Annotated in this window: 28 protein-coding genes and 1 tRNA gene; 5 read left to right on the forward strand and 24 right to left on the reverse strand. The window is 66.3% G+C overall.

Translation table 11 applies throughout. The annotated features are described in order from the left end of the window. Window positions 1-49 precede the first annotated feature (49 nt). Entirely contained in the window at window positions 50-4,165 is a 4,116-nt protein-coding gene (gene rpoB / locus JL11_RS12775) for a DNA-directed RNA polymerase subunit beta (RefSeq protein ID WP_054765987.1), read from the reverse strand. Window positions 4,166-4,534: 369 nt separating this feature from the next. Further along, on the reverse strand, window positions 4,535-5,215 hold the full coding sequence (locus tag JL11_RS12780) for a type 1 glutamine amidotransferase domain-containing protein (protein WP_054765988.1): 681 nt from the start codon (window positions 5,213-5,215) through the stop codon (window positions 4,535-4,537). A 124-nt stretch (window positions 5,216-5,339) separates the two neighbouring features. Between JL11_RS12780 and JL11_RS12785 the strand changes: the two genes are divergently transcribed. Next, window positions 5,340-6,257, forward strand: a complete 918-nt coding sequence (locus JL11_RS12785; protein WP_082382707.1) for an alpha/beta hydrolase family esterase — start codon at window positions 5,340-5,342, stop codon at window positions 6,255-6,257. A gap of 124 nt (window positions 6,258-6,381) precedes the next feature. On the opposite strand, the gene rplL is transcribed toward JL11_RS12785, so the two are convergent. From rplL to JL11_RS12810, 5 genes are all read right to left on the reverse strand, one after another. Beyond that, complete coding sequence (gene rplL, locus JL11_RS12790; protein WP_054765989.1) at window positions 6,382-6,768, reverse strand: 50S ribosomal protein L7/L12; 387 nt, start codon at window positions 6,766-6,768, stop codon at window positions 6,382-6,384. Between the two features lie 62 nt (window positions 6,769-6,830). Next, entirely contained in the window at window positions 6,831-7,346 is a 516-nt protein-coding gene (rplJ, locus tag JL11_RS12795) for a 50S ribosomal protein L10 (protein ID WP_054765990.1), read from the reverse strand. Between the two features lie 315 nt (window positions 7,347-7,661). Further along, window positions 7,662-8,123: an NUDIX hydrolase gene (locus JL11_RS12800; protein WP_054765991.1), complete on the reverse strand. Its 462-nt coding sequence runs from the start codon at window positions 8,121-8,123 to the stop codon at window positions 7,662-7,664. A gap of 161 nt (window positions 8,124-8,284) precedes the next feature. Beyond that, on the reverse strand, window positions 8,285-9,370 hold the full coding sequence (locus JL11_RS12805; RefSeq protein ID WP_054765992.1) for an AI-2E family transporter: 1,086 nt from the start codon (window positions 9,368-9,370) through the stop codon (window positions 8,285-8,287). A gap of 89 nt (window positions 9,371-9,459) precedes the next feature. Continuing rightward, the gene (locus JL11_RS12810) at window positions 9,460-9,870 is read right to left on the reverse strand and encodes a winged helix-turn-helix transcriptional regulator (protein WP_054765993.1); all 411 of its coding nucleotides are present in this window, start codon (window positions 9,868-9,870) and stop codon (window positions 9,460-9,462) included. 52 nt (window positions 9,871-9,922) lie between these two features. Between JL11_RS12810 and JL11_RS12815 the strand changes: the two genes are divergently transcribed. Then, a complete protein-coding gene (locus tag JL11_RS12815) occupies window positions 9,923-10,531 on the forward strand; it encodes an NAD(P)-dependent oxidoreductase (RefSeq protein WP_054766973.1) in 609 nt (202 codons plus the stop codon). Between the two features lie 78 nt (window positions 10,532-10,609). On the opposite strand, the gene JL11_RS12820 is transcribed toward JL11_RS12815, so the two are convergent. The 8 genes from JL11_RS12820 to JL11_RS18100 form a co-directional block, all read right to left on the reverse strand. Next, window positions 10,610-11,137, reverse strand: coding sequence for a DUF2059 domain-containing protein (locus JL11_RS12820; protein ID WP_082382708.1), 528 nt, complete (start codon window positions 11,135-11,137; stop codon window positions 10,610-10,612). Between the two features lie 117 nt (window positions 11,138-11,254). Further along, on the reverse strand, window positions 11,255-11,944 hold the full coding sequence (gene rplA / locus JL11_RS12825) for a 50S ribosomal protein L1 (RefSeq protein WP_054765995.1): 690 nt from the start codon (window positions 11,942-11,944) through the stop codon (window positions 11,255-11,257). 4 nt (window positions 11,945-11,948) lie between these two features. Further along, a complete protein-coding gene (rplK, locus tag JL11_RS12830) occupies window positions 11,949-12,380 on the reverse strand; it encodes a 50S ribosomal protein L11 (RefSeq protein WP_054765996.1) in 432 nt (143 codons plus the stop codon). Between the two features lie 362 nt (window positions 12,381-12,742). After that, entirely contained in the window at window positions 12,743-13,318 is a 576-nt protein-coding gene (gene nusG / locus JL11_RS12835; RefSeq protein WP_054765997.1) for a transcription termination/antitermination protein NusG, read from the reverse strand. 13 nt (window positions 13,319-13,331) lie between these two features. Beyond that, window positions 13,332-13,631, reverse strand: a complete 300-nt coding sequence (gene secE / locus JL11_RS12840) for a preprotein translocase subunit SecE (protein WP_054765998.1) — start codon at window positions 13,629-13,631, stop codon at window positions 13,332-13,334. A 70-nt stretch (window positions 13,632-13,701) separates the two neighbouring features. After that, a tRNA-Trp gene (locus tag JL11_RS12845) sits at window positions 13,702-13,777 on the reverse strand. Between the two features lie 96 nt (window positions 13,778-13,873). After that, on the reverse strand, window positions 13,874-15,208 hold the full coding sequence (locus JL11_RS12850; protein ID WP_191554085.1) for a hemolysin family protein: 1,335 nt from the start codon (window positions 15,206-15,208) through the stop codon (window positions 13,874-13,876). Window positions 15,209-15,303: 95 nt separating this feature from the next. Then, window positions 15,304-15,438: a hypothetical protein gene (locus JL11_RS18100; RefSeq protein ID WP_255478917.1), complete on the reverse strand. Its 135-nt coding sequence runs from the start codon at window positions 15,436-15,438 to the stop codon at window positions 15,304-15,306. 132 nt (window positions 15,439-15,570) lie between these two features. Between JL11_RS18100 and JL11_RS12855 the strand changes: the two genes are divergently transcribed. Continuing rightward, the gene (locus JL11_RS12855) at window positions 15,571-16,224 is read left to right on the forward strand and encodes a DUF938 domain-containing protein (protein WP_054766975.1); all 654 of its coding nucleotides are present in this window, start codon (window positions 15,571-15,573) and stop codon (window positions 16,222-16,224) included. On the opposite strand, the gene JL11_RS12860 is transcribed toward JL11_RS12855, so the two are convergent. Beyond that, the gene (locus JL11_RS12860; protein ID WP_007445689.1) at window positions 16,225-16,626 is read right to left on the reverse strand and encodes a hypothetical protein; all 402 of its coding nucleotides are present in this window, start codon (window positions 16,624-16,626) and stop codon (window positions 16,225-16,227) included. It abuts the gene before it with no gap. 421 nt (window positions 16,627-17,047) lie between these two features. Between JL11_RS12860 and JL11_RS12865 the strand changes: the two genes are divergently transcribed. Next, window positions 17,048-17,818 carry a pseudouridine synthase gene (locus tag JL11_RS12865; protein ID WP_054765999.1) on the forward strand — a complete coding sequence of 257 codons (771 nt, stop codon included), beginning with the start codon at window positions 17,048-17,050 and terminating at the stop codon, window positions 17,816-17,818. Here JL11_RS12865 and JL11_RS12870 read toward each other — a convergent pair. From JL11_RS12870 to crcB, 5 genes are all read right to left on the reverse strand, one after another. Then, window positions 17,804-18,112, reverse strand: coding sequence for a transcriptional regulator (locus JL11_RS12870; RefSeq protein ID WP_054766000.1), 309 nt, complete (start codon window positions 18,110-18,112; stop codon window positions 17,804-17,806). The two genes, JL11_RS12865 and JL11_RS12870, sit on opposite strands and share 15 nt — an antisense overlap. Continuing rightward, window positions 18,109-18,558 (reverse strand): hypothetical protein, encoded by a 450-nt coding sequence (locus tag JL11_RS17565; RefSeq protein WP_054766001.1) that lies wholly within the window; start codon window positions 18,556-18,558, stop codon window positions 18,109-18,111. The genes JL11_RS12870 and JL11_RS17565 overlap by 4 nt, the downstream gene beginning before the upstream one ends. Window positions 18,559-18,639: 81 nt before the next feature. After that, complete coding sequence (locus JL11_RS12880; RefSeq protein ID WP_054766002.1) at window positions 18,640-19,404, reverse strand: ATP12 family chaperone protein; 765 nt, start codon at window positions 19,402-19,404, stop codon at window positions 18,640-18,642. Then, a complete protein-coding gene (locus JL11_RS12885; protein WP_054766003.1) occupies window positions 19,401-20,423 on the reverse strand; it encodes an RluA family pseudouridine synthase in 1,023 nt (340 codons plus the stop codon). The genes JL11_RS12880 and JL11_RS12885 overlap by 4 nt, the downstream gene beginning before the upstream one ends. Beyond that, window positions 20,420-20,815 carry a fluoride efflux transporter CrcB gene (crcB, locus tag JL11_RS12890; protein ID WP_054766004.1) on the reverse strand — a complete coding sequence of 132 codons (396 nt, stop codon included), beginning with the start codon at window positions 20,813-20,815 and terminating at the stop codon, window positions 20,420-20,422. Before crcB ends, JL11_RS12885 begins: the two co-directional genes overlap by 4 nt. A gap of 139 nt (window positions 20,816-20,954) precedes the next feature. On the opposite strand from crcB, the gene JL11_RS12895 reads away from it, so the two are divergent. Continuing rightward, window positions 20,955-22,148 carry a hypothetical protein gene (locus JL11_RS12895; protein WP_054766005.1) on the forward strand — a complete coding sequence of 398 codons (1,194 nt, stop codon included), beginning with the start codon at window positions 20,955-20,957 and terminating at the stop codon, window positions 22,146-22,148. Here the strand turns inward: JL11_RS12895 and JL11_RS12900 are convergent, their stop codons facing one another. The 3 genes from JL11_RS12900 to JL11_RS12910 form a co-directional block, all read right to left on the reverse strand. Further along, complete coding sequence (locus JL11_RS12900) at window positions 22,149-22,637, reverse strand: CC0125/CC1285 family lipoprotein (protein ID WP_054766006.1); 489 nt, start codon at window positions 22,635-22,637, stop codon at window positions 22,149-22,151. Window positions 22,638-22,714: 77 nt separating this feature from the next. Beyond that, window positions 22,715-23,440 (reverse strand): RluA family pseudouridine synthase, encoded by a 726-nt coding sequence (locus JL11_RS12905; RefSeq protein ID WP_054766007.1) that lies wholly within the window; start codon window positions 23,438-23,440, stop codon window positions 22,715-22,717. A gap of 16 nt (window positions 23,441-23,456) precedes the next feature. Beyond that, complete coding sequence (locus JL11_RS12910) at window positions 23,457-24,785, reverse strand: replication-associated recombination protein A (RefSeq protein WP_054766008.1); 1,329 nt, start codon at window positions 24,783-24,785, stop codon at window positions 23,457-23,459.

The raw sequence follows: 24,785 nt of genomic DNA on the forward strand, positions 1-24,785 counted from the left end.
CACTCGCCACTCGCCACTCATTACTCGCCACTCTGAGGCGCTACGCGCCTCAGCTGTTCTCCAGCTCCACGTTCAGACCCAGCGAACGCATTTCCTTGATGAGCACGTTGAAGCTCTCGGGAATGCCGGCCTCGAAGCTGTCGTCGCCGCGGACGATGGCCTCGTAGACCTTGGTCCGGCCGGCCACGTCGTCGGACTTCACCGTCAGCATCTCCTGCAGGGTGTAGGCGGCGCCGTAGGCTTCCAGAGCCCAGACCTCCATTTCCCCGAAGCGCTGACCGCCGAACTGCGCCTTGCCGCCCAGCGGCTGCTGGGTGACCAGCGAGTACGGGCCGATCGAGCGGGCGTGGATCTTGTCGTCGACCAGGTGGTGCAGCTTCAGCATGTAGATGTAGCCGACCGTGACCGGACGCTTGAACTGCTCGCCGGTCTGACCGTCGTACAGGATCGACTGGGCCGACTTGTGCAGGCCGGCCTCTTCCAACAGACGCTCGATGTCGCCGATGTGCGCACCGTCGAAGACCGGGGTCGCGAAGGGCACGCCCTTGGACAGGTTCTTCGCCAGTTCGATCAGCTCTTCCTCGTCTTCCGGCAGCGGGGTTTCCGGGCCGTAGATTTCGGTCAGACGATCGATCAGAGCCTGCTTCTGGCCGCCCGACTGCCAGGCTTCCAGCAGACCGGAGATCTGCTTGCCCAGGCCGGCGGCGGCCCAACCCAGGTGGGTTTCGAAGATCTGGCCGATGTTCATGCGCGAAGGCACGCCCAGCGGGTTCAGAACCACGTCCACGTGGGTGCCGTCTTCCAGGTGCGGCATGTCCTCGATCGGCAGGATCTTGGAGATGACGCCCTTGTTGCCGTGACGGCCGGCCATCTTGTCGCCGGGCTGCAGCTTGCGCTTCACGGCCACGAAGACCTTGACCATCTTCATGACGCCGGGGGGCAGTTCGTCGCCGCGCTGCAGCTTCTCGACCTTGTCTTCGAAACGACGGTCCAGTTGCTTACGCGCGTCCTCGAACTGGCGCTTCATCGCCTCCAGCTCGCCCATGGCCTTTTCGTCGTCCAGGGCGATCTGCCACCACAGGCCGCGGCTGACCTCGGCCAGCTTCTCTTCGGTCAGCTCGCCGCGACCGATGCCCTTCGGGCCCGAGACGGCGGTCTTGCCCAGCAGCAGAGGCTTCAGGCGGCCGTAGACGTTGCGTTCCAGGATCTTGAGCTCGTCGTCGCGGTCCTTGCCCAGGCGTTCGATCTCGGCGCGTTCGATGGCCAGGGCGCGTTCGTCCTTGTCCACGCCGTGACGGTTGAAGACGCGGACGTCGACGATCGTGCCGGCGACGCCGGGCGGCAGGCGCAGGGAGGTGTCGCGCACGTCCGAAGCCTTCTCGCCGAAGATGGCGCGCAGCAGCTTCTCTTCCGGGGTCATGGGCGACTCACCCTTCGGCGTCACCTTGCCGACCAGGATGTCGCCCGGCTGGACCTCGGCGCCGATGGCCACGATGCCCGCCTCGTCGAGGTTGCGCAGGGCTTCCTCGCCGACGTTGGGGATGTCGCGGGTGATTTCCTCCGGCCCGAGCTTCGTATCGCGCGCCATCACCTCGAACTCCTCGAGGTGGATGGAGGTGAAGACGTCGTCGCGCACGATGCGCTCGGAGATCAGGATGGAGTCTTCGAAGTTGTAGCCGTTCCAGGGCATGAAGGCGACCAGGGCGTTACGGCCCAGGGCCAGTTCGCCCAGGTCCGTCGACGGACCGTCGGCGATGACGTCGCCGGCCTTCACCGCATCGCCCACGCGCACGATCGGGCGCTGGTTGATGCAGGTCGACTGGTTCGAGCGCTGGAACTTCGACAGGCGATAGATGTCGACGCCCGAACGGGCGGCGTCCACCTCGCCGGCGGCGCGCACGACGATCCGGGTGCCGTCGATCTGTTCGACGACGCCGTCACGACGGGCCACCACCACGGCGCCGGAGTCCACGGCCACGACCGCTTCCATGCCGGTGCCGACCAGGGGCGCGTCCGACTGCACCAGCGGCACGGCCTGACGTTGCATGTTCGCGCCCATCAGTGCGCGGTTGGCGTCGTCGTTTTCGAGGAACGGGATCAGGGCGGCGGCGACCGAAACGACCTGTTTCGGCGACACGTCCATCATGTCCACCGCGTCCTTGTTCAGGAGCTGGGATTCGCCGTTGATCCGGCCGGGGACCAGGTCCTCGACGATCACCCCGTCCTTCAGTTCGATGTTCGCCTGGGCGATCGTGTACTTCGACTCCTCCATGGCGGAGATGTAGACCACCTCGCCCTGGGCCTTGCCGTCCTTCACGCGGCGGTACGGGCTCTCGATGAAGCCGTACTTGTTGACGCGGGCGTGGGTGGCCAGGGAGTTGATCAGGCCGATGTTCGGGCCTTCCGGCGTTTCGATCGGGCAAATCCGGCCGTAGTGGGTCGGGTGGACGTCGCGGACTTCGAAGCCCGCGCGCTCACGCGTCAGACCGCCCGGGCCAAGCGCCGACAGACGGCGCTTGTGGGTGATTTCCGACAGCGGGTTCGTCTGGTCCATGAACTGCGACAGCTGCGACGAGCCGAAGAATTCGCGAACCGCCGCGGCGGCCGGCTTGGCGTTGATCAGGTCGTGCGGCATGACCGTGTCGATATCGACCGAGGACATGCGCTCCTTGATGGCGCGCTCCATCCGCAGCAGGCCGACGCGGTACTGGTTCTCCAGCAGTTCGCCGACCGAACGGACCCGGCGGTTGCCCAGATTGTCGATGTCGTCGATCTCGCCGCGCCCGTCCTTCAGCCCGACCAGGATCTGCAACACCTTCAGCACGTCCTCCTTGCGCAGGACGCGGATCTCGTCCGAGACCTCGGGGGTCTCCAGACGCATGTTCATCTTGACCCGGCCCACGGCCGACAGGTCGTAGCGCTCGCTGTCGAAGAACAGCGAGTTGAACATGGCTTCAGCGGCTTCCGGGGTGGGCGGCTCGCCCGGACGCATCACGCGATAGACGTCGAACAGGGCGTCCTCGCGGTTGTCGTTCTTGTCGATGCGCAGGGTGTTGCGCATATAGGCGCCGACCGTGACGTGGTCGATGTCGAGCACCTCGATGGTGGTGAAGCCGTTCTCTTCCAGCACCGCGATGGTGGCGGCGTCCAGCTCGTCCCCGGCCTCGGCGAAGATTTCGCCGGTCTCGAAGTTGACGGCGTCGTTCGCCAGATACTTGGTCACCAGGGCGTCGGCCGCCAGCGACAGCGACTTGACCGTCTCGCCCAGCTTCTTGGCGGCGCGGGCGCTGATCTTCTGGCCGGCCTGGGCGACCACTTCGCCGGTGTCGGCGTCGATCAGGTCGAACTCCGGCTTCACGCCGCGCCAGCGCTCGGCCTTGTACGGGGTGACCCAGCCCTCGCCGCGCTTCTCGTAGGGCACGGTCTCGTAGAAGGTCTTCAGGATCTCTTCGCCGTCCATGCCCAGACCCATCAGGAAGGTCGTGGCCGGCAGCTTGCGGCGGCGGTCGATGCGGACATAGACCACGTCCTTGGCGTCGAACTCGAAGTCCAGCCAGGAGCCGCGGTAGGGGATGACGCGCGCGGCGAACAGCAGCTTGCCCGAGCTGTGCGTCTTGCCCTTGTCGTGGTCGAAGAAGACGCCCGGCGAACGGTGCATCTGCGAGACGATCACGCGCTCGGTGCCGTTGACGATGAAGGTGCCCTTGTCCGTCATGAGCGGGATGTCGCCCATGTAGACGTCCTGCTCCTTGATGTCCTTGACCGAACGGGCTCCCGTTTCCTCGTCGGCCTCAAAGACGATCAGACGCAGCTTGACCTTCAGCGGCGCGGCATAGGTCATGTCGCGCTGAATGCACTCTTCGACGTCGTACTTAGGATCCTCGAACTCGTAGGAAACGTACTCGAGGATGGCGCGTTCGTTGAAGTCCTTGATCGGGAACACCGACTTGAAGACCGCCTCGATGCCCTGCTCCTTGCGCTGGCCCGGACGGACTTCGCGTTGCAGGAACTGTTCGTAGGAGGCGCGTTGAACCTCGATCAGGTTCGGCATCTGGACGGCTTCGGGAATACGCCCGAAGGACTTGCGGATGCGCTTCTTGCCGGTGAACGAGGTGGCGGAGGCGATCTGACCGTTGATGGCGAGATCGTGGGCGACGTCAGTCATTCAGTGTTTCCCATGGCGCGCGACCCGGGGAAGTCGCGCGCGAAATGCAGCAGCCACGGTGCGCGTTTCCGCGTCCGCAGCCAGGTTTTCGGCGCCCACCCTCGGCCCGCTGCCGGGCCAGGACGCCTGAATTGTACCGGCTCCCTGGGGAAGGAGCCGCGCCTTCGCTCCGGTCGGAGGGCGACGGACCGGGCCTCGGCGCTTGCGCGCAGACTCTTTAGGAGTGTTGCGGAACGCGGACATATACTCGCTTCCGCGGCGAAATAAAGGCCCCTGCCCCATATTTTCGCGCCCCTTCGCCAAGGCGTCTAAGGCGGATTGACGGACCGGCGAGTCGCCGCCCTGGATGGGCTCTGACGGCCCTAGGTCTCAGGACTTCAGCAGTTGCAGCAGGGCCTCCGCCGCGTCGCGCGAGGAGGCGGGATTCTGACCGGTAACCAGCTTGCCGTCCACGACCACGTGGGAGCCCCAGTCGGGGCCGCGCGAATAGTCGCCGCCGTTGGCGCTCAGCACGTTCTCGACCAGGAAGGGCACCACGGCCGTCAGGCCGACGGCCTCCTCCTCCGTATTGGTGAAGCCCGTGACCTTGCGGCCGTTGACCAAGGGCTGTCCGTCCGGACCGTTGACCGACTTCAGAACGCCCGGCGCGTGGCAGACCAAGCCCGTCGGCTTGTCCGCCTTGGCGAAGGCTTCGATCAGGGCGATTGAGGCCGGATCGTTGGCGAGGTCCCACAGCGGTCCGTGGCCGCCCGGATAGAAGACCGCGTCGAAATCCTCGGCCTTGACCGACGACAGTTCGACGGTCGAGCCCAGGGCGGCCTGGGCCTCGGCATCGGCCTTGAAGCGGCGCGTGTCCTCGGTCTGTGCGTCGGGATCGTCGCTCTTGGGGTCCAGCGGCGGCTGACCGCCCTTGGGCGAGGCCAGGACGATCTCGGCCCCGGCGTCCTTGAGCGCATAATAGGGGGCGGCCAGTTCCTCCAGCCAGAAACCGGTCTTCTTGCCGGTGTCGCCGAGCTGGTCGTGCGAGGTCAGCACCATCAGGATCTTCATTTCGGGGGCTCCTTTTCAGGCGTAACAGATGGGAAGCCGAACCGATCCGCCAAGGCCGCGCTTGCGACGCCTGTCGGCCTGGGGCAAGCCTGCCCCCTTCCCTGCCCCCAATGGAGACGGACGGATGAGAGCGTGGATCGCGGCCCTGGCCCTGCCTCTTGTGATGGGTGTATTGGCGTCGGCTTCAGCCGCTCGGGCCGATTGCGGCCTGGCGCCGGCCGGAACGACCCGCGCCCTGGCCCTGGGTCCGAACGGTCGGACGGTTCAGCTTCATACGCCGCGCGGATTTGACCCGAACCGCCCCGCTCCCCTGGTCTTTCTGCTGCACGGCAGCGGCGGCACGGGCGCCGAAATTCTGGCGTCCTCGGGTTTGGCCGAGACGGCGGATCGGCACGGCTTCATCGTCATTGCGCCCGACGGCGGCATTCCGGTGGAGCGCGGCTTCGTCTGGAACGTGCCGGGCGTGCCCACCATAGCGGGGACGATTCCCGGCCCAAACGACGCCGACGATGTCGCCTTCATGACCGAGACCATCGACGCCCTGGCCGATCAGGGCTGTATTGACCCGTCCAGGGTCTATGCGACCGGCCTGTCGGGCGGCGGCCGGATGACCTCCTGGCTGGGCTGCGCGGCCGCGGACCGGTTCGCCGCCATCGCTCCCGTGGTCGGGCTGCGCGCCGGACGGCCCGATCGGCGTGATCCTCAGCGCCCTGATCCCGCCACCTGCCGGCCGTCGCGCCCCATGCCGGTGATGGCCTTCGCCGGCGACGCCGACACCACCAATCCGATCCAGGGCGGCGGCGCCCCATATTGGAGCTACACCATGCATGCGGCCGAACAGCGCTGGGCCCAGTTGAACGGCTGCGCGGCCCCGCGTCCCACCGTCTGGGTCACGGCCCAGGTCTATGAAGAAGGCTATGCCGCCTGCCGAGACGGCGCCGACGTCGTCGGCCGCATCACCGCCGGCGGGGGCCACAGCTGGGTCGCCGACAACGACGCCATGTGGGCCTTCTTCGCCGCGCGGACACGCCCGCAGAACTGATACGGACTAGGCCCCAGCCATAGCGCTCACGGGCCTCAAGCAGCGCGAAGCGCGGTAGGCCAACAAAAAAGCCCGGCGGTTTCCCGCCGGGCCTTTCCGATCTTCAGCGGAGCTGAGACCCAGATTACTTGATCTGGACCTTGGCGCCGGCTTCCGTCAGCTTCTTGGCGATCTCGTCGGCTTGTTGCTTGGAGACGTTCTCGACGACGTTCTGCGGAGCGCCTTCGACCAGGTCCTTGGCTTCCTTCAGACCCAGGTCCGAACGGACGCCGCGGACTTCCTTGATGACGTTGATCTTCTTGTCGCCGCCGTCGACCAGGACGACGGTGAACTCGGTTTGCTCTTCAGCGGCTTCAGCCGGAGCAGCGCCGCCGCCGCCGGCCGGCATGGCCATGGCGACCGGAGCGGCGGCGGAAACGCCCCACTTTTCTTCCAGCAGCTTGGAGAGTTCAGCGGCTTCCAGAACGGTAAGCGCGGACAGGTCTTCGACGATCTTGGCGAGGTCGGCCATTGTCAGTTTTCCTTCGGAGGATTGGTTTCAGAGAATGATGCAGAGATGAAAGGGTCCGCCGCTTACGCGGCTTCCTTGGTGGCGTAGGCGTTGAACACGCGAGCCAGCTGACCAGCGGGCGCTTGCAGCACGCCGGCGACCTTGGTCGCGGGCGCATTGAGCAGGCCGATGAGCTGAGCGCGGACTTCGTCGAGCGTCGGGAGTTTCGAGAGAGCCTCGACACCCTTCTGATCGACGACGGTTTCGCCCATGAAGCCGCCGATGATCTTGAAACGATCATTGGCCTTGGCGAACTCGGTCGCGACCTTGGCGGCCGTGCCCGGGTTCTCGGCATAGGCGATGCCCACGGGGCCCTTGAACAGGCCGTGGTAGCCGCTGCCTTCTTCGGCTTCGAGCGCCTTCAGCGCCAGGCGGTTCTTGACCACCTTGAACGCGCCGCCTTCTTTGCGAAGACGGCCGCGCAGATCTTCCATTTCCGCAACGGTCAGACCCAGGTTGTGGGTCACGACCACGGAGCCGGCGTCGGCGAACACGCCCTTGAGCGTCTCGATCGACTCGGCCTTTTGTGCGCGGTCCATTGCGGTCTCCAGTCTTGGTATTCGCCGCCGGGCTTATTCCCGACGACGGATTGGCCGAGGCGCCGCGCATCGCCCAAGAAGGACGACGTGGGGCGTCAGGCCGGTCTTATTGTCCGAAGGATGCGTCTGACGGCGTCCGTCCCGGAATGCGGGCTGACATCGGCAAGGTCGCGTCCCCATCTCCCCACGGCGCCAGAGGGCTCTCTGACAGTTACGGCCTGGGTGACCCCCACGCCCCGAAGTTCTCGGACAGGACCGTCAAAGGCGTGAACCTGTGACGGGAAGGCGCGCTCATACAGGCGCGGCCCGGCGAAATCAAGCCGGCTGTTCGTCCGTCGGCAGGGTTGCGGCGAATTCGAGGATCAAGGCGGCCAGATCCGGTTCGTTGACCGCCGCCGCCGCGGCTTGCGGCGTCATCCACCGCCGCTGACGCTGATGGTCCTCAGGCCAGGCTCCGAGCTGGATCAGCACCTGCAGCGGATAGACGGAGACCACGCATTTGCGCTGCCCACCGTCCTTCAGGGTCTTGGCGTAGCGAAAGACGCCGATGGGCGCGTCTTCGACCGCCCCCTTGACGCCCGCCTCCTCCAGAGCCTCCTGCACCGCCGCCTGGGCGTCGGTCTTGCCGGCCATACGGCCGCCCTTGGGTATGACCCAGCGTCCGGTCTGGCGCGACGTGATCATGAGGATTCGGCGCTCGCCCTCCTCCACCCGCCAGGGCAGGGCCGCCACCTGACGCATTTCCGAGCGCGCCGTGCGCTTGGCTCCGCTGGCCATACGTCAGATCCCTTCCACCGCAGAAGGCCGAAAGACCGGTCGAGACCCCTTGCCTCGTCCTCGCCTCGCCCAACCATCCGTACCAAGACGGTCGATCGACCGCGTCTTCCCAAACGTCATCCGGCAAGCGGCGTCAAGACACTGGTAAACCCGATAAGGGATCAGGTTTGGCCAGGCGCCGTCGCCTCCTCGTCGCCCAGAATGTCCTGTCGGTAAATCATGGTGATGACGGTGTGCAGAACGAGGGCCAGGGGCGTTGCGAACAGGACCCCCAGCGGCCCGAAAAGCGTTCCTATGCCCACGACGGCGAAGATGCCCAGGACGACCGGCAGATTGGCGACGTTCTTCTGCACCATGGGGGTGATGAAGTTGCTCTCCAGCTGGGAAACGGCGACGTAAAGACCCAGGGTCATCAAGGCGGTCTCCCAGCCCTGGGTCGCGCCCACCAGGACCGCCGGAATGGTGGAGACGATGGGGCCGACGATCGGCACGAACTGCGCCACGCCCGTCAGCAGCCCCAGGCCCACCGCCGAGGGCACGCCGATCAGCGCCAGTCCCGTCCCCGTCAAGACCCCGACCAGCACCATCGAGAACAGCTGCGCCTTCAACCACCCCTTCAAGGCGCGGCCGCAGCTGTTCAGCACCTCGCGCAGGCGCGGCCGGTGGGTCTTGGGCGCCAGGGACAGAAGGCCCTCGCGCGATTTGGCGGGCTCGATGGCCAGGAAAACCCCGGCCACCATCACCAGAACCAAGGTGGTGGCCCCGGAGGCGAAGCCCACTGCGAACTTCTGCGCCACTTGCAGCGCCTGCCCCGTCTGTCCGCCCAGACTCTTCAGCTGGTCAAGCAGTTGGGCGGCGTAGGGCTGGGCCTGAATCCAGGACTGCACCCGATCCCAGCCCTGAGGCAGCACCGCCACAAGGGCCGCGATCTGTTCGGCGATCTGGGCGCCGAAGAGGGTCAGAACCCCCGCCAGGATCGAAATGACGATCAACAGGGACAGCAGAACCGCAGCGGGATCGGGCAGGTTGAACCACCGGACGATAGGGTCGGCTAGGGCCCTCAGAACGACCGCGGCCAGAATTGCACCGAAAACCAACAACCATAGGGTGTGTAGCGTGACAATCAGTTGGCCGGCGAAATAGACGCCCACCAGCACCACGGCGCCGAAGGCCAGCCTTCCCTTCCATGGATCGCGTCCGCCCTCATCCGCCGGCGCGCCCTGCGCCGCTCTTCCCAAACCGAACATTCGCTTCCCTTGTTTCGCCTGCCTACAACGCCGCCGGAGCGGCGCCGTTCGAAGCGATGACGAAAAGAGTTCGACCAGGTTCGTGGGACTCAGGGATGATCGCGTCCGTCATAGGCGGCCTGGGCCGCCTCCACCTCGTCCATATGGGTCTCCGCCCAGTCTATCATCGACTGCAGAGCCGCCAGAAGCGATCGGCCTAAGGGCGTCATGGCGTAGGTGACGGACACGGGCACGGTCGGCGCGACCGATCGGGAGACCAGCCCGTCGCGCTCCAGAGCCTTCAGGGTCTGGCTCAACATCTTTTGGGACACGCCGTCGATCCTATGCCTCAGCGCATTGAAACGCATCGGCCCGTCGCCCAGGACGATCAGGATCAGGGTGCTCCATTTGTCGGCGATCCGATCCAGGAGCTGGCGCGTCGGACAGGCGGCGCAAAAGACGTCGCCGCGCAGTCGGGTTTCCAGTGGGTGACCAGGTGAGAGAAAGGTGCCGTCTTGCATAGCCGATTTCCATAACGCACCTGGTCTCCATTGGAAACCTATGGAGACTTTCATGAAGATCGCAGTCTTGGGCGCCAGCGGTCGCGCCGGATCGGAAATCACCAAGGAGCTGGCCTCTCGCGGCCATTCAGTCGTGGCGATCGCCCGCAAGCCGGAAGCCATTCCCGTAGCGCCCGGCGTGACGGCGCTTGGGGGCGACGCCTCGGACGCTGCGGCCTTGGCGAACCTCATCAAGGGATGCGACGCCGTGATCAGCGCCCTGCACCACGACATCAAGGCCGAGACCCTGCTTCAGGCGCTGAAGACTGCGGGCGTGCCGCGCCTTCTGGTCACCGGCGGCGCGGGCAGCCTGGAGGTCGCGCCGGGTCTTCGCCTGATCGACACTCCCGATTTTCCGGAAGAATTCAAACCCTACGCCCTGCCCGGCGTCGCCTTCCTGGAGGATCTGCGGGGCGAGACCGAAATCGACTGGACCTTCTTCTCCCCTGCGGCCTTCATCGAGGAAGGACCGCGCCTGGGCGTCTTCCGCACGGGAACCGATCAGTTGATCGTCGACGCCAACGGACAGAGCCGCATCAGCTTCGCCGACTACGCCATCGCCATGGTGGATGAGTTGGAGCAGCACAATCATTCGCGATCGCGTTTCACCGCGGCCTATTGAGGGCTGGGCGGCGGGTCTTGATCCGCCGCCGTCTTCCAGGTCACAGGTGAAACAGTCCCCGTGATCGTCGCCTGAAAATCACCGCCCCACGGCTTGAGACATCGCCGCCTTCAATTCACGGCGCTGTTCGGCTGTGCATTCGAACTCGTCGCAGAGCACATTGCCCATCTCGGCCATGATTTCCGGCATGATCGCCTGGACCGCCTCCGCCAAACGCGGCGCGGCTTGATAGCTCTTGGTCACCATGGAGCGGCCGACGTCGCTCTGATAGAAGTCGACCAGGGCCTGGAGTTCTTCCAGAGTGAAGATGTCGGCGTAGATCGGCGCCATGGCCTCGAACATGCGCGGCATCATGCGCGCCGTCACCTCCCCCATGACCGCACGGAACTTGGCGGCCTCATCTTCGGACATGCCTTCGAGCTCGGCGGGCATCATCATCGACGTCATCTGACCCAGGGCGGCGCCCAGTTCCTCTCCTTGCATCAAGGAGACGAACTTGTTTGCGAGCGCCAGCCGCGCCGCGCCGTCATCGCGCGTCTCGGCCAGGGCGGCCGGCGCGCAGAACAGTGTCAGGGCCAACATCAGCCCGCCGAAAAAGTGTCTCATCCTAAACCCCCGGTTAGACGCCCACCCTGCCGGGCCGTCCGGTTAGAGACAAGAAAAAAGCGGCGGGGATCGCTCCCCGCCGCTCTTCGATACCGATCGTCTTTCGACGCAGACGGCTTAGGCGCCCAGCGAGGCCGGATCGACCTTGAAGCCCGGGCCCATCGTCGACGACAGGCTGATGCGCTTCACATAGGTGCCCTTGGCGCCCGACGGCTTGGCGCGGACCAGGGCGTCCACGATGGCCTTGACGTTGGCCTCCAGAGCTTCCTGGGTGAAGGAGACCTTGCCGACGCCGGCGTGGACGATGCCCGCCTTCTCGACGCGGAACTCGACCGCGCCGCCCTTGGCGTCCTTGACGGCCTGGGCGACGTTCGGGGTCACGGTGCCGACCTTGGGGTTCGGCATCAGGCCGCGCGGGCCCAGCACCTTACCCAGACGGCCGACCAGGGCCATCATGTCCGGCGAGGCGATCACGCGGTCGAACTCCATGAAGCCGCCGGCGATCTTCTCGTACAGGTCTTCGGCGCCGACGTGCTCGGCGCCGGCCGCGACGGCTTCAGCGGCCTTGGCGTCCTTGGCGAAGACGGCGACGCGGACGTCACGGCCGGTGCCGGACGGCAGGTTGACCACACCGCGGACCTGCTGGTCGGCGTGACGCGGATCGACGCCCAGGTTGACGGCGATTTCCAGGGACTCGTCGAACTTGGCCTTGGCGTTTTCCTTGGCCAGCTTGATGGCGTCGGAGAAAGGCAGCAGGTCTTGGGTGACGCCGGTGCGGGCCTTCTGGGCCTTGGTTTGCTTGGCCATGTGCTTAGCCCTCCACCACTTCGAGGCCCATCGCGCGGGCGGAGCCTTCGATGATCTTGGTCGCCGCGTCCAGGTCGTTGGCGTTCAGATCCTTCATCTTCTTCTCGGCGATCTCGCGCAGCTGGGCCACGGTGATCTTGCCGGCCACTTCACGACCGACCAGCTTGGAGCCCGACTTCAGGCCGGTGGCCTGTTTCAGGTACCAGGTCGCCGGGGGCGTCTTGGTGACGAAGGTGAACGACTTGTCCTGATAGACGGTGATGACGGTCGGAAGCGGGGTGCCCTTGGCTTCCTTCTCGGTGCGCGCATTGAACTCCTTGCAGAAGCCCATGATGTTCACGCCGCGCTGACCCAGCGCCGGGCCGATCGGGGGCGAAGGCGTGGCCGAACCGGCCGGCACTTGCAGCTTGATATAGCCGAGAATCTTCTTGGCCATTGGTCTCTCCTATGAATGACCCGACGAACGAACGACGAGCCGGTGAGCCGTGGTGCGGCATGGCGGCCTCCCACGGATTTGACGCTCCACGAACCGAGGCCCGCCAAGCGAAGGCGCGCGTGTAACAGAGAGGGGCTGGAAAGGCAAACGCGACTGGCGCTCCCATCCCCCGCTTCGTCATCCTCGGGCTTCACCCGAAGTCCGGACGCGGATCGGGCTGTGCGTCGTCCGAGGCGCAATGCGACTGACGATCCGATCCTCGGATCAAGCCCGAGGATGACGGCGGGGAACGATCCACACGCCACAACGAAAAAAGCCGCGCCCAGTCGGACGCGGCTTAAAATCCCGGCAGGGGCGTGGCCTCAGCCCGCGACCTTCTCCACCTGGCCGTATTCCAGCTCGACCGGCGTGGCGCGGCCGAAGATGGAGACGGCGACGCGCAGGCGGGCCTGTTCTTCGTCGACGCTCTCGACCGAGCCGTCGAAGCTGGCGAAGGGACCGTCGATGACCTTGACCTTCTCGCCGATGTCGAAGCGGATGGTGGGCTTGGGACGTTCGACGCCCTCTTCCACCTGGCCGATGATGTTCTGGACCTCACGTTCCGAGACCGGCAGGGGCTTGGTGCCGCCGGCGGCGCCCAGGAAGCCCGTGACCTTCGGCGTGTTCTTGACCAAGTGATAGGCTTGGTCGGTCATTTCCATCTTCACCAGCACATAGCCGGGGAAGAACTTGCGTTCCGAGTTCACCTTGCGGCCGCGACGGATCTCGACGACGTCCTCGGTCGGCACCAGGATTTCGGAGAAGGCGTCTTCCAGCCCCTGTTGCTTGGCCTGCTCACGCAGTTGCTCCGCCACCTTCTTCTCGAAGTTCGAGTAGGCGTTGACGATATACCATTTGTGGCGCGGGTTGGCGGGCTTTGCGGGCGCTGCATCGGTCATGGGCGCGTCTTTCTCAGGATCCGAGAGCGATGATGTATCGGAAGGCGAAACCGAGGACGGTGTCCACGACCCAGAAGAAGATCGAAGCGATCACCACCATGATGAAGACCATCACCGAGGTGATCCAGGTCTCCTTGCGGGTCGGCCAGACGATCTTGCGGCCCTCGGCGCGAACCTGGCTGAAGAACTGCGCCGGGCTGGTGCGGGGCTTCTTGGGCTCGATCGGATCGACGACGACGGTGGCGCCGGCCGCGACGGCCTGGGGCTTGGAGCCGGCCTGGGGCCGCTTGCCGGGTGATTTGGCCTTGGCCATCAGTTGCTCTTCACACAATTGTTCCTGTCGCCCCAGATGGGTAGTCCCATCCGGAAGCGACAGGGGGGATTGGCAGGAGTTGGGGGACTCGAACCCACGACCCCCGGTTTTGGAGACCGGTGCTCTACCAGCTGAGCTAAACTCCTAGACAATCGCGCGAACCGTCCGGCCCGCGCGTTCGCCAGAGGGGGGCGTATGCCCCACGCCGCCCGTCATTTCAAGGGCGATGTCGCAGTTCCGCTTCAGTCTTCCAGATGGGCGGCGATGGCTTCCCGCTCGGCCTCGGCCTTCACCAGTTCCTTGAAGATCAGCTTGTCGATGCGGCGGTCGTCCATATCGACCACCTCGACCTCGAATCGGCCGACCTGCAGAATCTCGCCCTCGTCCGGGACGCGCGAAATCTGATGCAGAATCAGGCCCGCGACGGTGTGGAAACCCTCATGCTCGCCGAAGTCCTCGCCCAGGGTATCGGCGAGATCGTCGAGATCGGTCTGTCCGTCCACCAGCCAGCTGCCGTCTGGGCGCTGATGAATCCAGGCGTCGTCTTCATCGTGGCCCTCGTTGAAGTCGCCCGCGATCATTTCCAGAATGTCGGTGGCGGTGACGACGCCTTCGAAGGCGCCGAACTCATCGACGATGAAGGCCATATGAACCCGGGACCCCTTCAGGATCTCCAGGGCCTTCAGGACCGAGGTCGATTGGGGAATAAAGGCCGGTTCGGCCACCAGGGGTTCGATGTCGAACGTGCCGTCGGTCAGCAGGGCGTCCAGCAGATCCTTCTTGTGCACCACCCCAAGGGGATTATCGACGTCGCTCTCACGCGCCACCACGATCCGGGAATAGGGGCAGGTGCGGATCTCTTCGCGCAACACCGCCTCGGGATCGTCCAGGGCGATCCAGAAGACTTCGTGGCGCGGCGTCATGGCCACCCGCACGGGCCGGTCGCCCAGGCGCAGGATTTCCTCGATCATCACCTGTTCTTCGGGCTCGATCAGGCCTGCGGAGGTGCCTTCGGCCAGGATCGTCGCCACCTCTTCCTGGGTGACGTCCGAACCGTCACGATCCTTGACGCCCAAAATCTTCAGAATGCCCGAGGTCGAGGCCGTCAGCAGCAGAACAAAAGGCTTCAGAGCGACGGCCAGGGTGGAGATGGGCGCGGCCATCTTCGCCGCTATGGTTTCAGGGAAGATCAGGGCCAGCCGCTTGGGCACCAGTTCGCCGACGATCAGCGAAACATAGGTGATGCAGACCACGACCAGGGCCGTGGACACGATTTCCGTATAGGCCGACAGGGCCGGGAAGCTGACTTCCAGAATATGGTCCAGTTCGGCGGCGATGGTGGCCTGACCATAGGCGCCGGCCAGAATGCCGATCAGGGTGATGCCAACCTGGACCGCCGACAGGAACTGCGTCGGCTCCTCTGACAGTTTCAGCGCCTTGCGCGCCCCGCGATCGCCTTTTTCAGCCCGGCTTTGGAGGCGGGATTTTCGCGAGGAGACCACGGCCAACTCGGTCATGGCGAACAGGCCGTTGAGCACCACAAGGAGCAGAACGACGGCAATAGCGATGAGTAACATCTAGGGGTTTTTGGGGACCGACGCGGCGCGACATTCGGCGTCCGCGCGCCTATACTATGACAGGTTGGCGCGCGACGCCACGTTTTCCTTGATCTTCAGCCGGTCCGGCCGACCTCTATCGCCCCATAGGCGCCGGACGTCGAGGCGCGACCGGCGTCATGGGCGCCGGCGCAGGCGCTCATGCCCAAAAGCGTGCCGATGAACAGTCCGGTGCGAAGCGCGCGTCGCATAAGGTTACCAATCGCTTAGTACTGACAACCGTCATAAACGATGGATTAAGATTTGGTTCAAGCCGACACCCGCCGGAAGCGAAAAAGAGACGCCACAGCCCGAGCGGCGTCTACAGGATCGAGATGCAGACCATGGATTCCCTCGTCGCCACAGACGGCGCCGCCCTTCCGCCCGGCGCCCTGTCCTCTCCGGCGGCGCGTCGCAACGCCGCGCCGATTCTCGGCGTGCTGAAGGCCCATATGCCCAAGAAAGGCCGCGTGCTGGAGGTCGCCGCCGGATCGGGCGAGCACGCCCTGATCTTCGCCTGCGCCCTTCCCGGCGTGACCTGGACGCCCAGTGATCCGAGCCGTGAGGCGCGCGACAGCATCGACGCCTGGCGGCGGGATGGACCGTCGAATCTGCGGAAGCCCCTTCCGCTGGACGCCGCCGACCCGGCGACATGGCCCCCGACGGCGGGTCCCGAAACGGCTTGGGATGCGGTCTATTGCGCGAACATGGCGCACATCAGCCCCTGGTCGGCGACCGAGGGGCTGATGGTTCTGGCGGGACGGATGCTGCGCGGCCCCGGCGGTCTCTTGGCGCTTTACGGCCCCTATCGCGAGGCCGACCTCCCCCTGTCCCCGTCGAACGCCGCCTTCGACGAGAGTCTGAAGGCGCGAAACCCGAGCTGGGGCTTGAGGGCGCGCGAGGACGTGGAGGATCTGGCCCGGTCGCAGGGGCTGGTCGCGACGCGCCGGGTCCAGATGCCGTCGAACAATCTGATGCTGCTGTTCAGGCGTGCCTGATCAGAGGGCGGCGACCACGGCCGCCAGATCCGGACGGGCGTTCACCAGTTGGACCTGTTCGCCGTTGAACAGGGCGCCGGGCGCCTGTGCGGCCACGCCGAAACGATCGGCCGCCACATCCACGCCGTCGGCGAATGCGATCACGGGCAGTTGGTTTGCCCGCGCCAGATCGATCAGAGCCCGAACGGCCGCCAGGCCCGTCGCGTCCTGCGCGCCGCCCGGCACGATCAAACCCTTCAAACGCCCCTCGGCGATGTCGGATGCGGTTGCGGTCGCCAAGACCGTCACCCCGCCCGCAACCAAACTGGCGTCGCCGGTCGAAATGGGCGCCAGTCCCACGCCTTCAGCCCGCAGTGCGCCCTCGACATCGCCCATTTCACCGAAGTCCATGTCCCGGCGCATCACCAACCCCATCCGAAGACGGGTGGGCACGGGACGATTATAGCTCGAACGACGAGGACCGGAGGAAGATTTACGTTGTGCGTACAAGACGTCTCCTTTTCAATTTCAATATGTCATCAGATCGCGTCGCCGAATCCGAAGACGCTTCTGGAAAATTTCCAGAGAAACGAAAATGATCGGGATCGGCCGTGGCCGCCCCGCAATCTGCATCGTTTGTGGAATGAGGTCTGATATAGTCGGATCGTCGGCAATATCAACCTTCGCCGGCTCGGAACGTCCTGATCGTGGTCATTCACGACCCCCGCGATTTTCTCATACGGCCGCCCCGCCTGGAGCCTGATGCGGTGAGGAGGAACGGCTTCGCGGTTCCGTCCGAAGCGGTCATGCTCTAGACAGCCGCATCCTTTGACGACGGACCGTAATGGCTTTTTCCCGCACCTATGACGGCGACGCGCCGGTCCGGATCAACAAGTGGCTGGGCCAGACCGGCGTCTGTTCGCGCCGGGAGGCCGAGAGCCTGATCGCAGACGGACTGGTGACCATCGACGGAGAGGTGGTGCGAGACGCAGGCCGCAAGATCGAGCCGGGCCAGACCCTGACCCTGAACGACACGGCCCAGTCGGCCCTGGCGGCGGGCATGACCATACTGCTGCACAAGCCGGTCGGCTATGTCTCGGGCCAGCCTGATCCCGGCAAGATTCCGGCCGTGCGGCTGTTGAAGGCCCCCAACCGCGTCGGCGAGGGCGAGGTCCCGGCGCGCGACGCCTCCCTGCCCCCGATCGGCCGGCTGGACGAGGATTCGCGCGGCCTGCTGCTGCTGTCGTCGGACGGGGTGGTGGCCAAGGCGGTGATCGGGCCGCAGTCCGAACTGGACAAGGAATATCTGGTGGTCGTCGACGGCCAGATCACCGAGGCCAAGCTGGGCAAGCTGCGCCACGGGCTGGAGCTGAACGGCAAGCCGCTGAAGCCCGCCCGCGTCACCCAGATCGAACCCCAGCGGCTGCGCTTCATCCTGACCGAGGGCAAATACCGCCAGATCCGCCGGATGTGCGAACTGGTCGGGCTGGAGGTCACGGACCTCTACCGCATCCGCGTGGGGCCGCTGCTGCTGGGCGACCTGCCCGAGGGCGGATGGCGTCACCTGACCCCGGACGAGCGCGACGCCCTGATCCGACAGTCAGCCGGGAACTGACACCCCGGCCAGCCCCGCCAGACGGGTCAACTCCGCCACATGGCCGGCGAAGGCCTTGCGTCCCGTCGGCGTCAGCACCAGCCAGGTGCGCTGGCGCCCGGCGAAGGCCGCCTTGCGCAGCTTCACATAGCCGGCTTCCTCAAGCTGTTTGACGTGTTTGGACATGACCGAGTCCGACACGCCGACGCCGTCACGCACCACGCCGAACTCCACCTCGTCGGCGGCCGACAGCATGGCGCAGATCTGCAGGCGGCCCGGCGCGTGTATCAAAGCGTCGAAGACGGGCGCGCTCACTCCCCCGCCTCCGTTTCGGCTCGGTAGACGCGCAGCCACAGGCGCGAGCAGCCGAGAGCGGCGACGAAGGCGATCACCCCGAGCGGCAAGGCCCAGAGCGGCTCCCCCCATCGGCCGGCATAGAAGGCGGCCAGCATCAGCACGGCGAAGAGAGCGCCGAGCGCCAGGGCCACCCAACGCGCCCGTTTCGGCGAGAGGCCGGTCACGCTGACGCCGGTCTTGTCGGCCCAGCCGCGCCACAGGAGGCCAAACGCCAGGGCGCCGCAACCGGACGCCAGCACGTTGAAGGGCGCCGGCGCAACCTGCCCCGCCACGATCACGGCCGCGATGGAGGAATAGACGATGTCGTAGCGCCAGGACCCTGCGGCGACCCGGTCGCGCACGAAGTGCTTCGACGCTCGAATCTGCGCCAGTTGCGCCTCGTAGTTCTCAGGTTCATCGGACATGGCGACCTCTCTTCACTTTCCAAACTGGAAAATGACAGTGACTTTCCACATCGTCAACTTAAAACTTTCCGCATTGGAAAGTTAGCTCAGCGCCGAGAACCAACGCTGCAACAGTTCAGCCTCGGCGCGGCGCGCCTCGGTGCGTTCCGCAGCCTCTGCATCAACGCCCCACTGCTCCTCCTGAAACTGCTCATCGATCCGCGACAGGTCGAAGGCGGCGCCGCCCTCCAGAGCGCCCTGCTCCAGCGCCAGGGCCAGGACCGCCGAACCGAACAGGGGCACGGCGGTCGCCAGGCCGGTCAGGCGGAAGTCGTCCAGCGACAGGGCGTGGGCCTTCACCCGGGCGACGGCCTCGGGCGACTGGGGCTGGTGGACGATGCCGGAGACGGGCGCCAGGACCACCCCCATCTCGCGCGCCGCCCAATCGCGCCACGGTCCCCACGCGTGCTGCTGGCGTTCGACCAGGGGCGTCGGGTGTTCAGCCAGATAGCAGACCACGTCCGATCCGGCGTAGGCGGCGATCTCTTCCGCCACCGCCTCGCGCGCCTGGCCGATCCGGTCGATCGCGGTCGAGGCCAGGCGGGTGGCCGGCATGGTGGAGGGCTCGACCACCTCGCCCTGTGCGGCCCACTCATCGGCGACGAGTCGGGCGGCGGCCTCGGTCGGCAGCACCAGGGGCGCCTTGGCGGGGGTCTTGGGCGTGCGCCCGTCCAGCAGCACGGCCCAGCCGCCGTCGGAATGGCTCCCGACGGTCACATCGCTCCAGAAGCGGCGCACCGTCTCCTGGGCCTCGCGGAAGCCCTTGCGGGCGGCGACAATGGGGTCGAGCGGGGGAATATGGCTCATCGAATTCGCTTCACGCCCAGGAAGGGATCGTCTTCCGCCTCGTCCTCGGAGAAGCCGAAATGGGCGAAGCCGGCCTTCATTTCGGGACTGAGCGGCGCGGTGACCTTCAGCAGGCCGCCACGCGGGTGGTCCAGTTCGATGCTGCGGGCGTGGAGTTGCAGCTTCAGCGGACCGGACAGTTCGCGGGACTTGTCGTCGCCGTATTTGGGATCGCCCAGGATCGGGTGGCCTATGCCCGCCATATGGGCGCGCAGTTGGTGGGTGCGGCCGGTGAAGGGGCGCAGGGCCATCCAGGCGGCGCGATCGGAGGCGCGGGAGATGGTGCTGAAGGCCGTCTCGGCCGGTTCGGCCTTGGGATCCTTGCGATCCGCCGGGCGCATCATCTCGAAGTCGTTGATGCCGGTCTTCTTCAGCGGCATGTCGATCTGGCCCGAATAGGGTTTCGGATTGCCGATGACGATGGCCCAATAGGTCTTCTTGGCCTGACGGCGGGCGAAGGCCCCGGCCAGACGCTTGGCCGCCTCAGGCCCCTTGCCCAGCAGGAGGACGCCGGAGGTGTCGCGGTCCAGGCGGTGGACCAGGCGCGGCCGCTCCATCCCCTCGCCCCAGGCTCCCAACAGGCGGTCCACGTGACGGCTGGTCTTCGTGCCGCCCTGGACGGCCAGGCCGTGCGGCTTGTTCAGGGCGATGACCATGTCGTCCTCATAGAGGACCAGAGACTTGGCGAAGGCGATGTCGCGTTCGGTCAGGGTGTGGGGATCGCCGGCCTGACGCGAGGTGTCGTCGGGGATCGGCGGCACGCGCACGGCGGCGCCGGCGGTCAGACGGCCCTCGGGCTTGATGCGGGCGCCGTCGACGCGAATCTGGCCGCTGCGGGCCATCTTCTGGACCTGGATATTGGACAGGTGGGGCCAACGCCTGCGGAACCAGCGGTCCAGCCGGATGCCGTCCTCGTCTTCCGCCACATAGAGGGTCAGGACTTCGCGCTTGGGCGCGTCTGCGGGCGGTTGGTCGGTCAAAGGGCGGCTCCGAAAGCGCGGCGGGCGACCATCAGGCCGATAAAGAGAGCGGCGACGGCCAGGATCACCGAACCGACCACATAGGCGGCGGCCAGGGCGTAATCTCGGCGTTCGATCATCATCACCGCCTCCAGCGAATAGGAGGAGAAGGTGGTGAACCCGCCCAGCACGCCGACAGCGGCGAACAGGCGGATCGTCTCCTGATGCGCCCCTCCCTTGAAGGCCAGCCAGCCGACCAGCAAGCCCATGGCCAGGCCGCCCAGGATATTGGCCGCGAAGGTGCCCATCGGCCAGGCCGTATTGGGCGCCAGCCGCGCGGCGAGGAGACCCAGGCCGAACCGGGCCATGGACCCCAGGGCGCCGCCGGCGGCGACGAGAAGAAACCGTGTCATGATCCGGGCCTATATACGCCGCCGCCGCCGAAAGCGAAGTCTCCCTGCCCTCGCCGCCCGTCTGACCGAAACTTCACTTGCCCTCGGACGTGGTTAACGGCGATATCCGAAACAGCCTAGTTCAGGTCGGGGATGTTTCATGTCGCAGGAAGACAGCCAGAGCCCGGCGATCACGCCGACGATGACCCCGCCGCCGCCCGTCGTCGAACCCGAAGCGCCGGCGGCCGAGCAGCCGCACGATCTGGCCGAAGCCCCGGCGGAGGCCCCGCGCGCCGCGCCGCCGACGCCGACCCCCAGCGACACCCCCGCCATATCGGACGAAGGGGTTCTGCGCCCGATCCAGGAAAGCGACTATTTCACCCTGGACGACGCGGCGATCGCGCGCATCTCCGGCAACATCGACCTCTATTTCAACCAGCCCCTCGACATCTTTCCCTTCTGGGAAAACGAGAAGAAGCCCGACCGCTTCCACGTCCTGTTCTCACGCCAGATCAAGGAGCGGTTTCCGGCGGACCGCGACATCCGCGGCCGGGTTCACGCCTATGGGCGGCGCATCTTCCGAAACCTGTGTGTCCATGTGGGCGTCAAACGGCTGACCCAGGCCCTGACCCTGATCGCCTTCGCCGTCCTGGCCGAGATGGGGCCGACCCTGTTCGCCCAGTGGGCGGGCGGTCAGCCGGCGGGGCTGGGCCTGGGCGTCCTGGCCATGCTCGTGACGGGCGGGATCTTCTTCGGCGTCTCGACCATACTGTTCATCCAGTACCGGTTCCGACTGGAGAACGACTCCTATGAGCTGTCGCGCGAAATCGTGCAGCGGACGCGGGAGCTGCAGAACCTGTTCACCAACGCCCGCGCCCTGTCGGACCAGGCCGAGACCACCTATCAGATGGACGGCAAGGCCTGGGGCCAGCGCGCCCTCTATCTGACGCGGCTGGTCATGTGGATCGGGGCGCGGATGGAGTATCTGGAGAAGTTCATCCAGATGGAGCTGTGGCGTGTGCGGCGCGAACGCTACTGGATGCGCTGGTTCGGGCGGATCACCACCCCGGCGGTTCTGCTGATCTGGCTGATCGCCTTCGCCCTCTTCCCGGCGCCCCAGGCGAACGAGGTCGGGTTCCGCGTCCTTCAACTGGTCGCCGTCGTTCTGGCGTTCGGCGTGTCGTGGCTGTCCTACTTCCGCTGGCAAACCCCGACAAACGCCATTCAGGACAAGCTGGGCGCTGACGGCTGGGTCCGTTACGCCTCGCTGGACGTGGACAACACCGTCGGCGATCAGGTGCGGCGCGACAAGGAACGGCTGGTCGAATATCGCGCCCTCACCAGGGGGCGCTGATCAGCGCGGAATGGAGGCCTGCACCGACCGGGCGTCATAGGCGTTCGGACGGTCGGGCTTCTGACCCCGTCCCATGACGATCTCCAGCGAGGTCGAGGTCGGGCTGGGGCCGCTGAAATTCAGGCCCAGGCCGACGCCGACGCCCGAGGCGGAATAGCCGCCGTACCGGCTGGAGCCGCCGCCGATCGAGACGCTCGGACGCACGCCGCCCGCGCCGCCGGGGCGGCCGTCGGTCCAGCTCTGGGTCACCTCGAACCAGTCATAGCCCTGTTCGGTCGTCAGGTCGGCGGCCCGCAACAGGGCGAAGTCGGCTACGGCGCCGGGGGCGCCCACGCCGTTGTAGGTCACCCGATAGCGGTTCGATTCGATCCTCTGGTCGGAATAGCCCTGACCGCCCGGCCCGCGCTGGGCGCCGTAGGGCGCCAGACTGGCGCAGGCCGCAAGCGCCAAGGTCGAGGCGGCGAGGCTGAGAACGGCGAGGCGCTTCATGGCGGGGTCTCCTTTGGCTGAGATAGCGTTGTTTGAGCCGGAGCGTTCCGTCCAGAGGCCCAGACTAGAGGCCCCGACTACAGGCCAAGCGCCGCGCGCAAACCCGCAAAGTCGGCGGGCGGCGGCGCCTCGACCGTGGTGGTCCCGCCTTCGGGATGGGGGAAGCTCAGCTTGGCGGCGTGCAGCATCAGGCGCGGCGCCGGCCCGACCTCTGTCGTCAGGGCGCCGCCATAGCGGACGTCGCCGATCAGCGGACGGCCCAGATGGGCCATATGGACCCGCAGCTGGTGCATCCGCCCGGTCAGCGGCTCCAGCTCGACCACCGCGCCCTGATCATTGGCGGCCAGGGTCCGATAGCGGGTCTGCGCCCCTTGGGCGCCGGGCGCGTCGAAGGCGACGACCCGCATATAGGACTCGCGCCCGATCTCCTCGCGCCGCAACGGGGCGTCGATGGAGCCGGATTTCGGGTCCGGCGCGGCGGACAGCAGGGCCAGATACTGTTTGCGGAACCGCCGCATCTGCAAGGCCTTGCCCAAAAAACCCGCCGCCGGCTTGGTCTTGGCCGCCAGGATGACCCCCGAGGTGTCCCGGTCCAGCCGATGCACCAGCTCCGGCCGCTTTCCGTTGGACCGGGCGAAGGCCCACAGCAGATCGTCCAGCGTATGGGCCTTGATCCGCCCGCCCTGGCTGGACAGGCCCGACGGCTTGGAAAAGGCGATGAGATGGGCGTCCTCGTGGATCACCCAGGACCGGACGGCGGCGATCTCATCCTCGGACAGGGCGACGGGGGTGCGGGCGGTCATCGGGGGCTTCTAGAGGTCAGTCCCCCGCCCCGTCCACCGCCGCCTCTTCGGCCATTCGCGCCCGCATCTCGGCCCAGCGCTCCAGCCGCGCCTTGACCTTCTCCTCATGCCCCTCGCCCTTGGGCTTGTAGAAGGTGCGGCGCTCCATCTCGTCGGGGAAGAAGTCGGCGCCCGAGAAACCCTCGGGCGTGTCCGGGTCGTACTGGTAGCCCTTGCCGTAGCCGAGCTGTTTCATCAGCTTTGTCGGGGCGTTGCGGATATGGGCGGGCGGCATCAGCGAGCCGGTCTCATAGGCCGCCTTCTTCGCCGCCTTGAAGGCTTCGTACACCCCCACCGACTTGGGCGCAGTGGCCAGGTGGACCACGGCCTGGGCCAGGGCCAGTTCGCCCTCCGGGCTGCCCAGGAAGTCGTAGGCGTCCTTGGCCGCATTGGCGACGAGGATCGACAGGGGGTCCGCCTCGCCGATGTCCTCGACCGCCATCCGCACGATCCGCCGCGCCAGATACAGCGGATCCTCGCCCCCGTTCAGCATTCGCGCCAGCCAGTAGAGGGCCGCGTCCGGGTCCGACCCCCGCACCGATTTATGCAGGGCGGATATGAGGTTGTAGTGTTCTTCTCGCGACTTGTCGTAAGCGGGCGCGCGGCGTTGCAGCACCCCCGCCAGCCCTTGCACATCCAGGGTCCCGCCCTTGGGCAGGTCGAACAACACCTCGGACATGGTCAGCAGATAGCGGCCGTCGCCGTCGGCCAGGGCCAGCATGGCCTGACGCGCCTCGGGTGAAAGAGGCAGGGCGCGCTCCATATGGGCCTCCGCCCGCTGCAACAGTTGATCCAGAGCCGTGTCGTCGAGACGTTTCAGCACATAGACCTGGGACCGCGACAGCAGCGCCCCGTTCAGTTCGAAACTGGGGTTCTCGGTCGTGGCCCCCACCAGGGTCACGATCCCCGCCTCGACGAAGGGCAGGAAGCCGTCCTGCTGGGCGCGGTTGAAGCGGTGGATCTCGTCGACGAACAACAGGGTGCTCTGCCCCGCCGCCCGCCGCATCCGCGCCGCCTCGAACGCCTTCTTCAGATCGGCGACCCCGGAAAAGACGGCGCTGATCGACTGGTATTCATAGCCCGCAGCCTGGGCCAGCAGCCGGGCGATGGTGGTCTTGCCGGTGCCGGGCGGCCCCCACAGGATCATGGAGCCCAGCCGCCCCGCCTCGATCATCCGCCGGATGGGACCGCCCGGTCCCAACAGATGATCCTGGCCCACCACCTCCTCCAACGTGCGCGGTCGCAGCCGGTCCGCCAGGGGCGCATCGGGGGGCAGGATGCCGGAGGCTTCGAAAAGATCGCTCAT

It is taken from the genome of Brevundimonas sp. DS20 (assembly GCF_001310255.1).
Classification (GTDB): Bacteria; Pseudomonadota; Alphaproteobacteria; order Caulobacterales; family Caulobacteraceae; genus Brevundimonas; species Brevundimonas aurantiaca.

Coding starts and splice junctions, on each gene's coding strand:
- JL11_RS12865 (WP_054765999.1), top strand. CDS start 17,048: ATGGCTTTTTCCCGCACCTATGACGGCGACGCGCCGGTCCGGATCAAC.
- JL11_RS12895 (WP_054766005.1), top strand. CDS start 20,955: ATGTCGCAGGAAGACAGCCAGAGCCCGGCGATCACGCCGACGATGACC.
- rplA (WP_054765995.1), bottom strand. CDS start 11,944: ATGGCCAAGCAAACCAAGGCCCAGAAGGCCCGCACCGGCGTCACCCAA.
- crcB (WP_054766004.1), bottom strand. CDS start 20,815: ATGACACGGTTTCTTCTCGTCGCCGCCGGCGGCGCCCTGGGGTCCATG.
- JL11_RS12855 (WP_054766975.1), top strand. CDS start 15,571: ATGGATTCCCTCGTCGCCACAGACGGCGCCGCCCTTCCGCCCGGCGCC.
- JL11_RS12905 (WP_054766007.1), bottom strand. CDS start 23,440: ATGACCGCCCGCACCCCCGTCGCCCTGTCCGAGGATGAGATCGCCGCC.
- JL11_RS12880 (WP_054766002.1), bottom strand. CDS start 19,404: ATGAGCCATATTCCCCCGCTCGACCCCATTGTCGCCGCCCGCAAGGGC.
- JL11_RS17565 (WP_054766001.1), bottom strand. CDS start 18,558: ATGTCCGATGAACCTGAGAACTACGAGGCGCAACTGGCGCAGATTCGA.
- JL11_RS12785 (WP_082382707.1), top strand. CDS start 5,340: ATGAGAGCGTGGATCGCGGCCCTGGCCCTGCCTCTTGTGATGGGTGTA.
- JL11_RS12900 (WP_054766006.1), bottom strand. CDS start 22,637: ATGAAGCGCCTCGCCGTTCTCAGCCTCGCCGCCTCGACCTTGGCGCTT.
- JL11_RS12810 (WP_054765993.1), bottom strand. CDS start 9,870: ATGCAAGACGGCACCTTTCTCTCACCTGGTCACCCACTGGAAACCCGA.
- JL11_RS12850 (WP_191554085.1), bottom strand. CDS start 15,208: ATGTTACTCATCGCTATTGCCGTCGTTCTGCTCCTTGTGGTGCTCAAC.
- JL11_RS18100 (WP_255478917.1), bottom strand. CDS start 15,438: ATGCGACGCGCGCTTCGCACCGGACTGTTCATCGGCACGCTTTTGGGC.
- JL11_RS12780 (WP_054765988.1), bottom strand. CDS start 5,215: ATGAAGATCCTGATGGTGCTGACCTCGCACGACCAGCTCGGCGACACC.
- JL11_RS12910 (WP_054766008.1), bottom strand. CDS start 24,785: ATGAGCGATCTTTTCGAAGCCTCCGGCATCCTGCCCCCCGATGCGCCC.
- nusG (WP_054765997.1), bottom strand. CDS start 13,318: ATGACCGATGCAGCGCCCGCAAAGCCCGCCAACCCGCGCCACAAATGG.
- rpoB (WP_054765987.1), bottom strand. CDS start 4,165: ATGACTGACGTCGCCCACGATCTCGCCATCAACGGTCAGATCGCCTCC.
- rplJ (WP_054765990.1), bottom strand. CDS start 7,346: ATGGACCGCGCACAAAAGGCCGAGTCGATCGAGACGCTCAAGGGCGTG.
- JL11_RS12800 (WP_054765991.1), bottom strand. CDS start 8,123: ATGGCCAGCGGAGCCAAGCGCACGGCGCGCTCGGAAATGCGTCAGGTG.
- JL11_RS12805 (WP_054765992.1), bottom strand. CDS start 9,370: ATGTTCGGTTTGGGAAGAGCGGCGCAGGGCGCGCCGGCGGATGAGGGC.
- rplL (WP_054765989.1), bottom strand. CDS start 6,768: ATGGCCGACCTCGCCAAGATCGTCGAAGACCTGTCCGCGCTTACCGTT.
- JL11_RS12820 (WP_082382708.1), bottom strand. CDS start 11,137: ATGAGACACTTTTTCGGCGGGCTGATGTTGGCCCTGACACTGTTCTGC.
- secE (WP_054765998.1), bottom strand. CDS start 13,631: ATGGCCAAGGCCAAATCACCCGGCAAGCGGCCCCAGGCCGGCTCCAAG.
- JL11_RS12815 (WP_054766973.1), top strand. CDS start 9,923: ATGAAGATCGCAGTCTTGGGCGCCAGCGGTCGCGCCGGATCGGAAATC.
- rplK (WP_054765996.1), bottom strand. CDS start 12,380: ATGGCCAAGAAGATTCTCGGCTATATCAAGCTGCAAGTGCCGGCCGGT.
- JL11_RS12860 (WP_007445689.1), bottom strand. CDS start 16,626: ATGCGCCGGGACATGGACTTCGGTGAAATGGGCGATGTCGAGGGCGCA.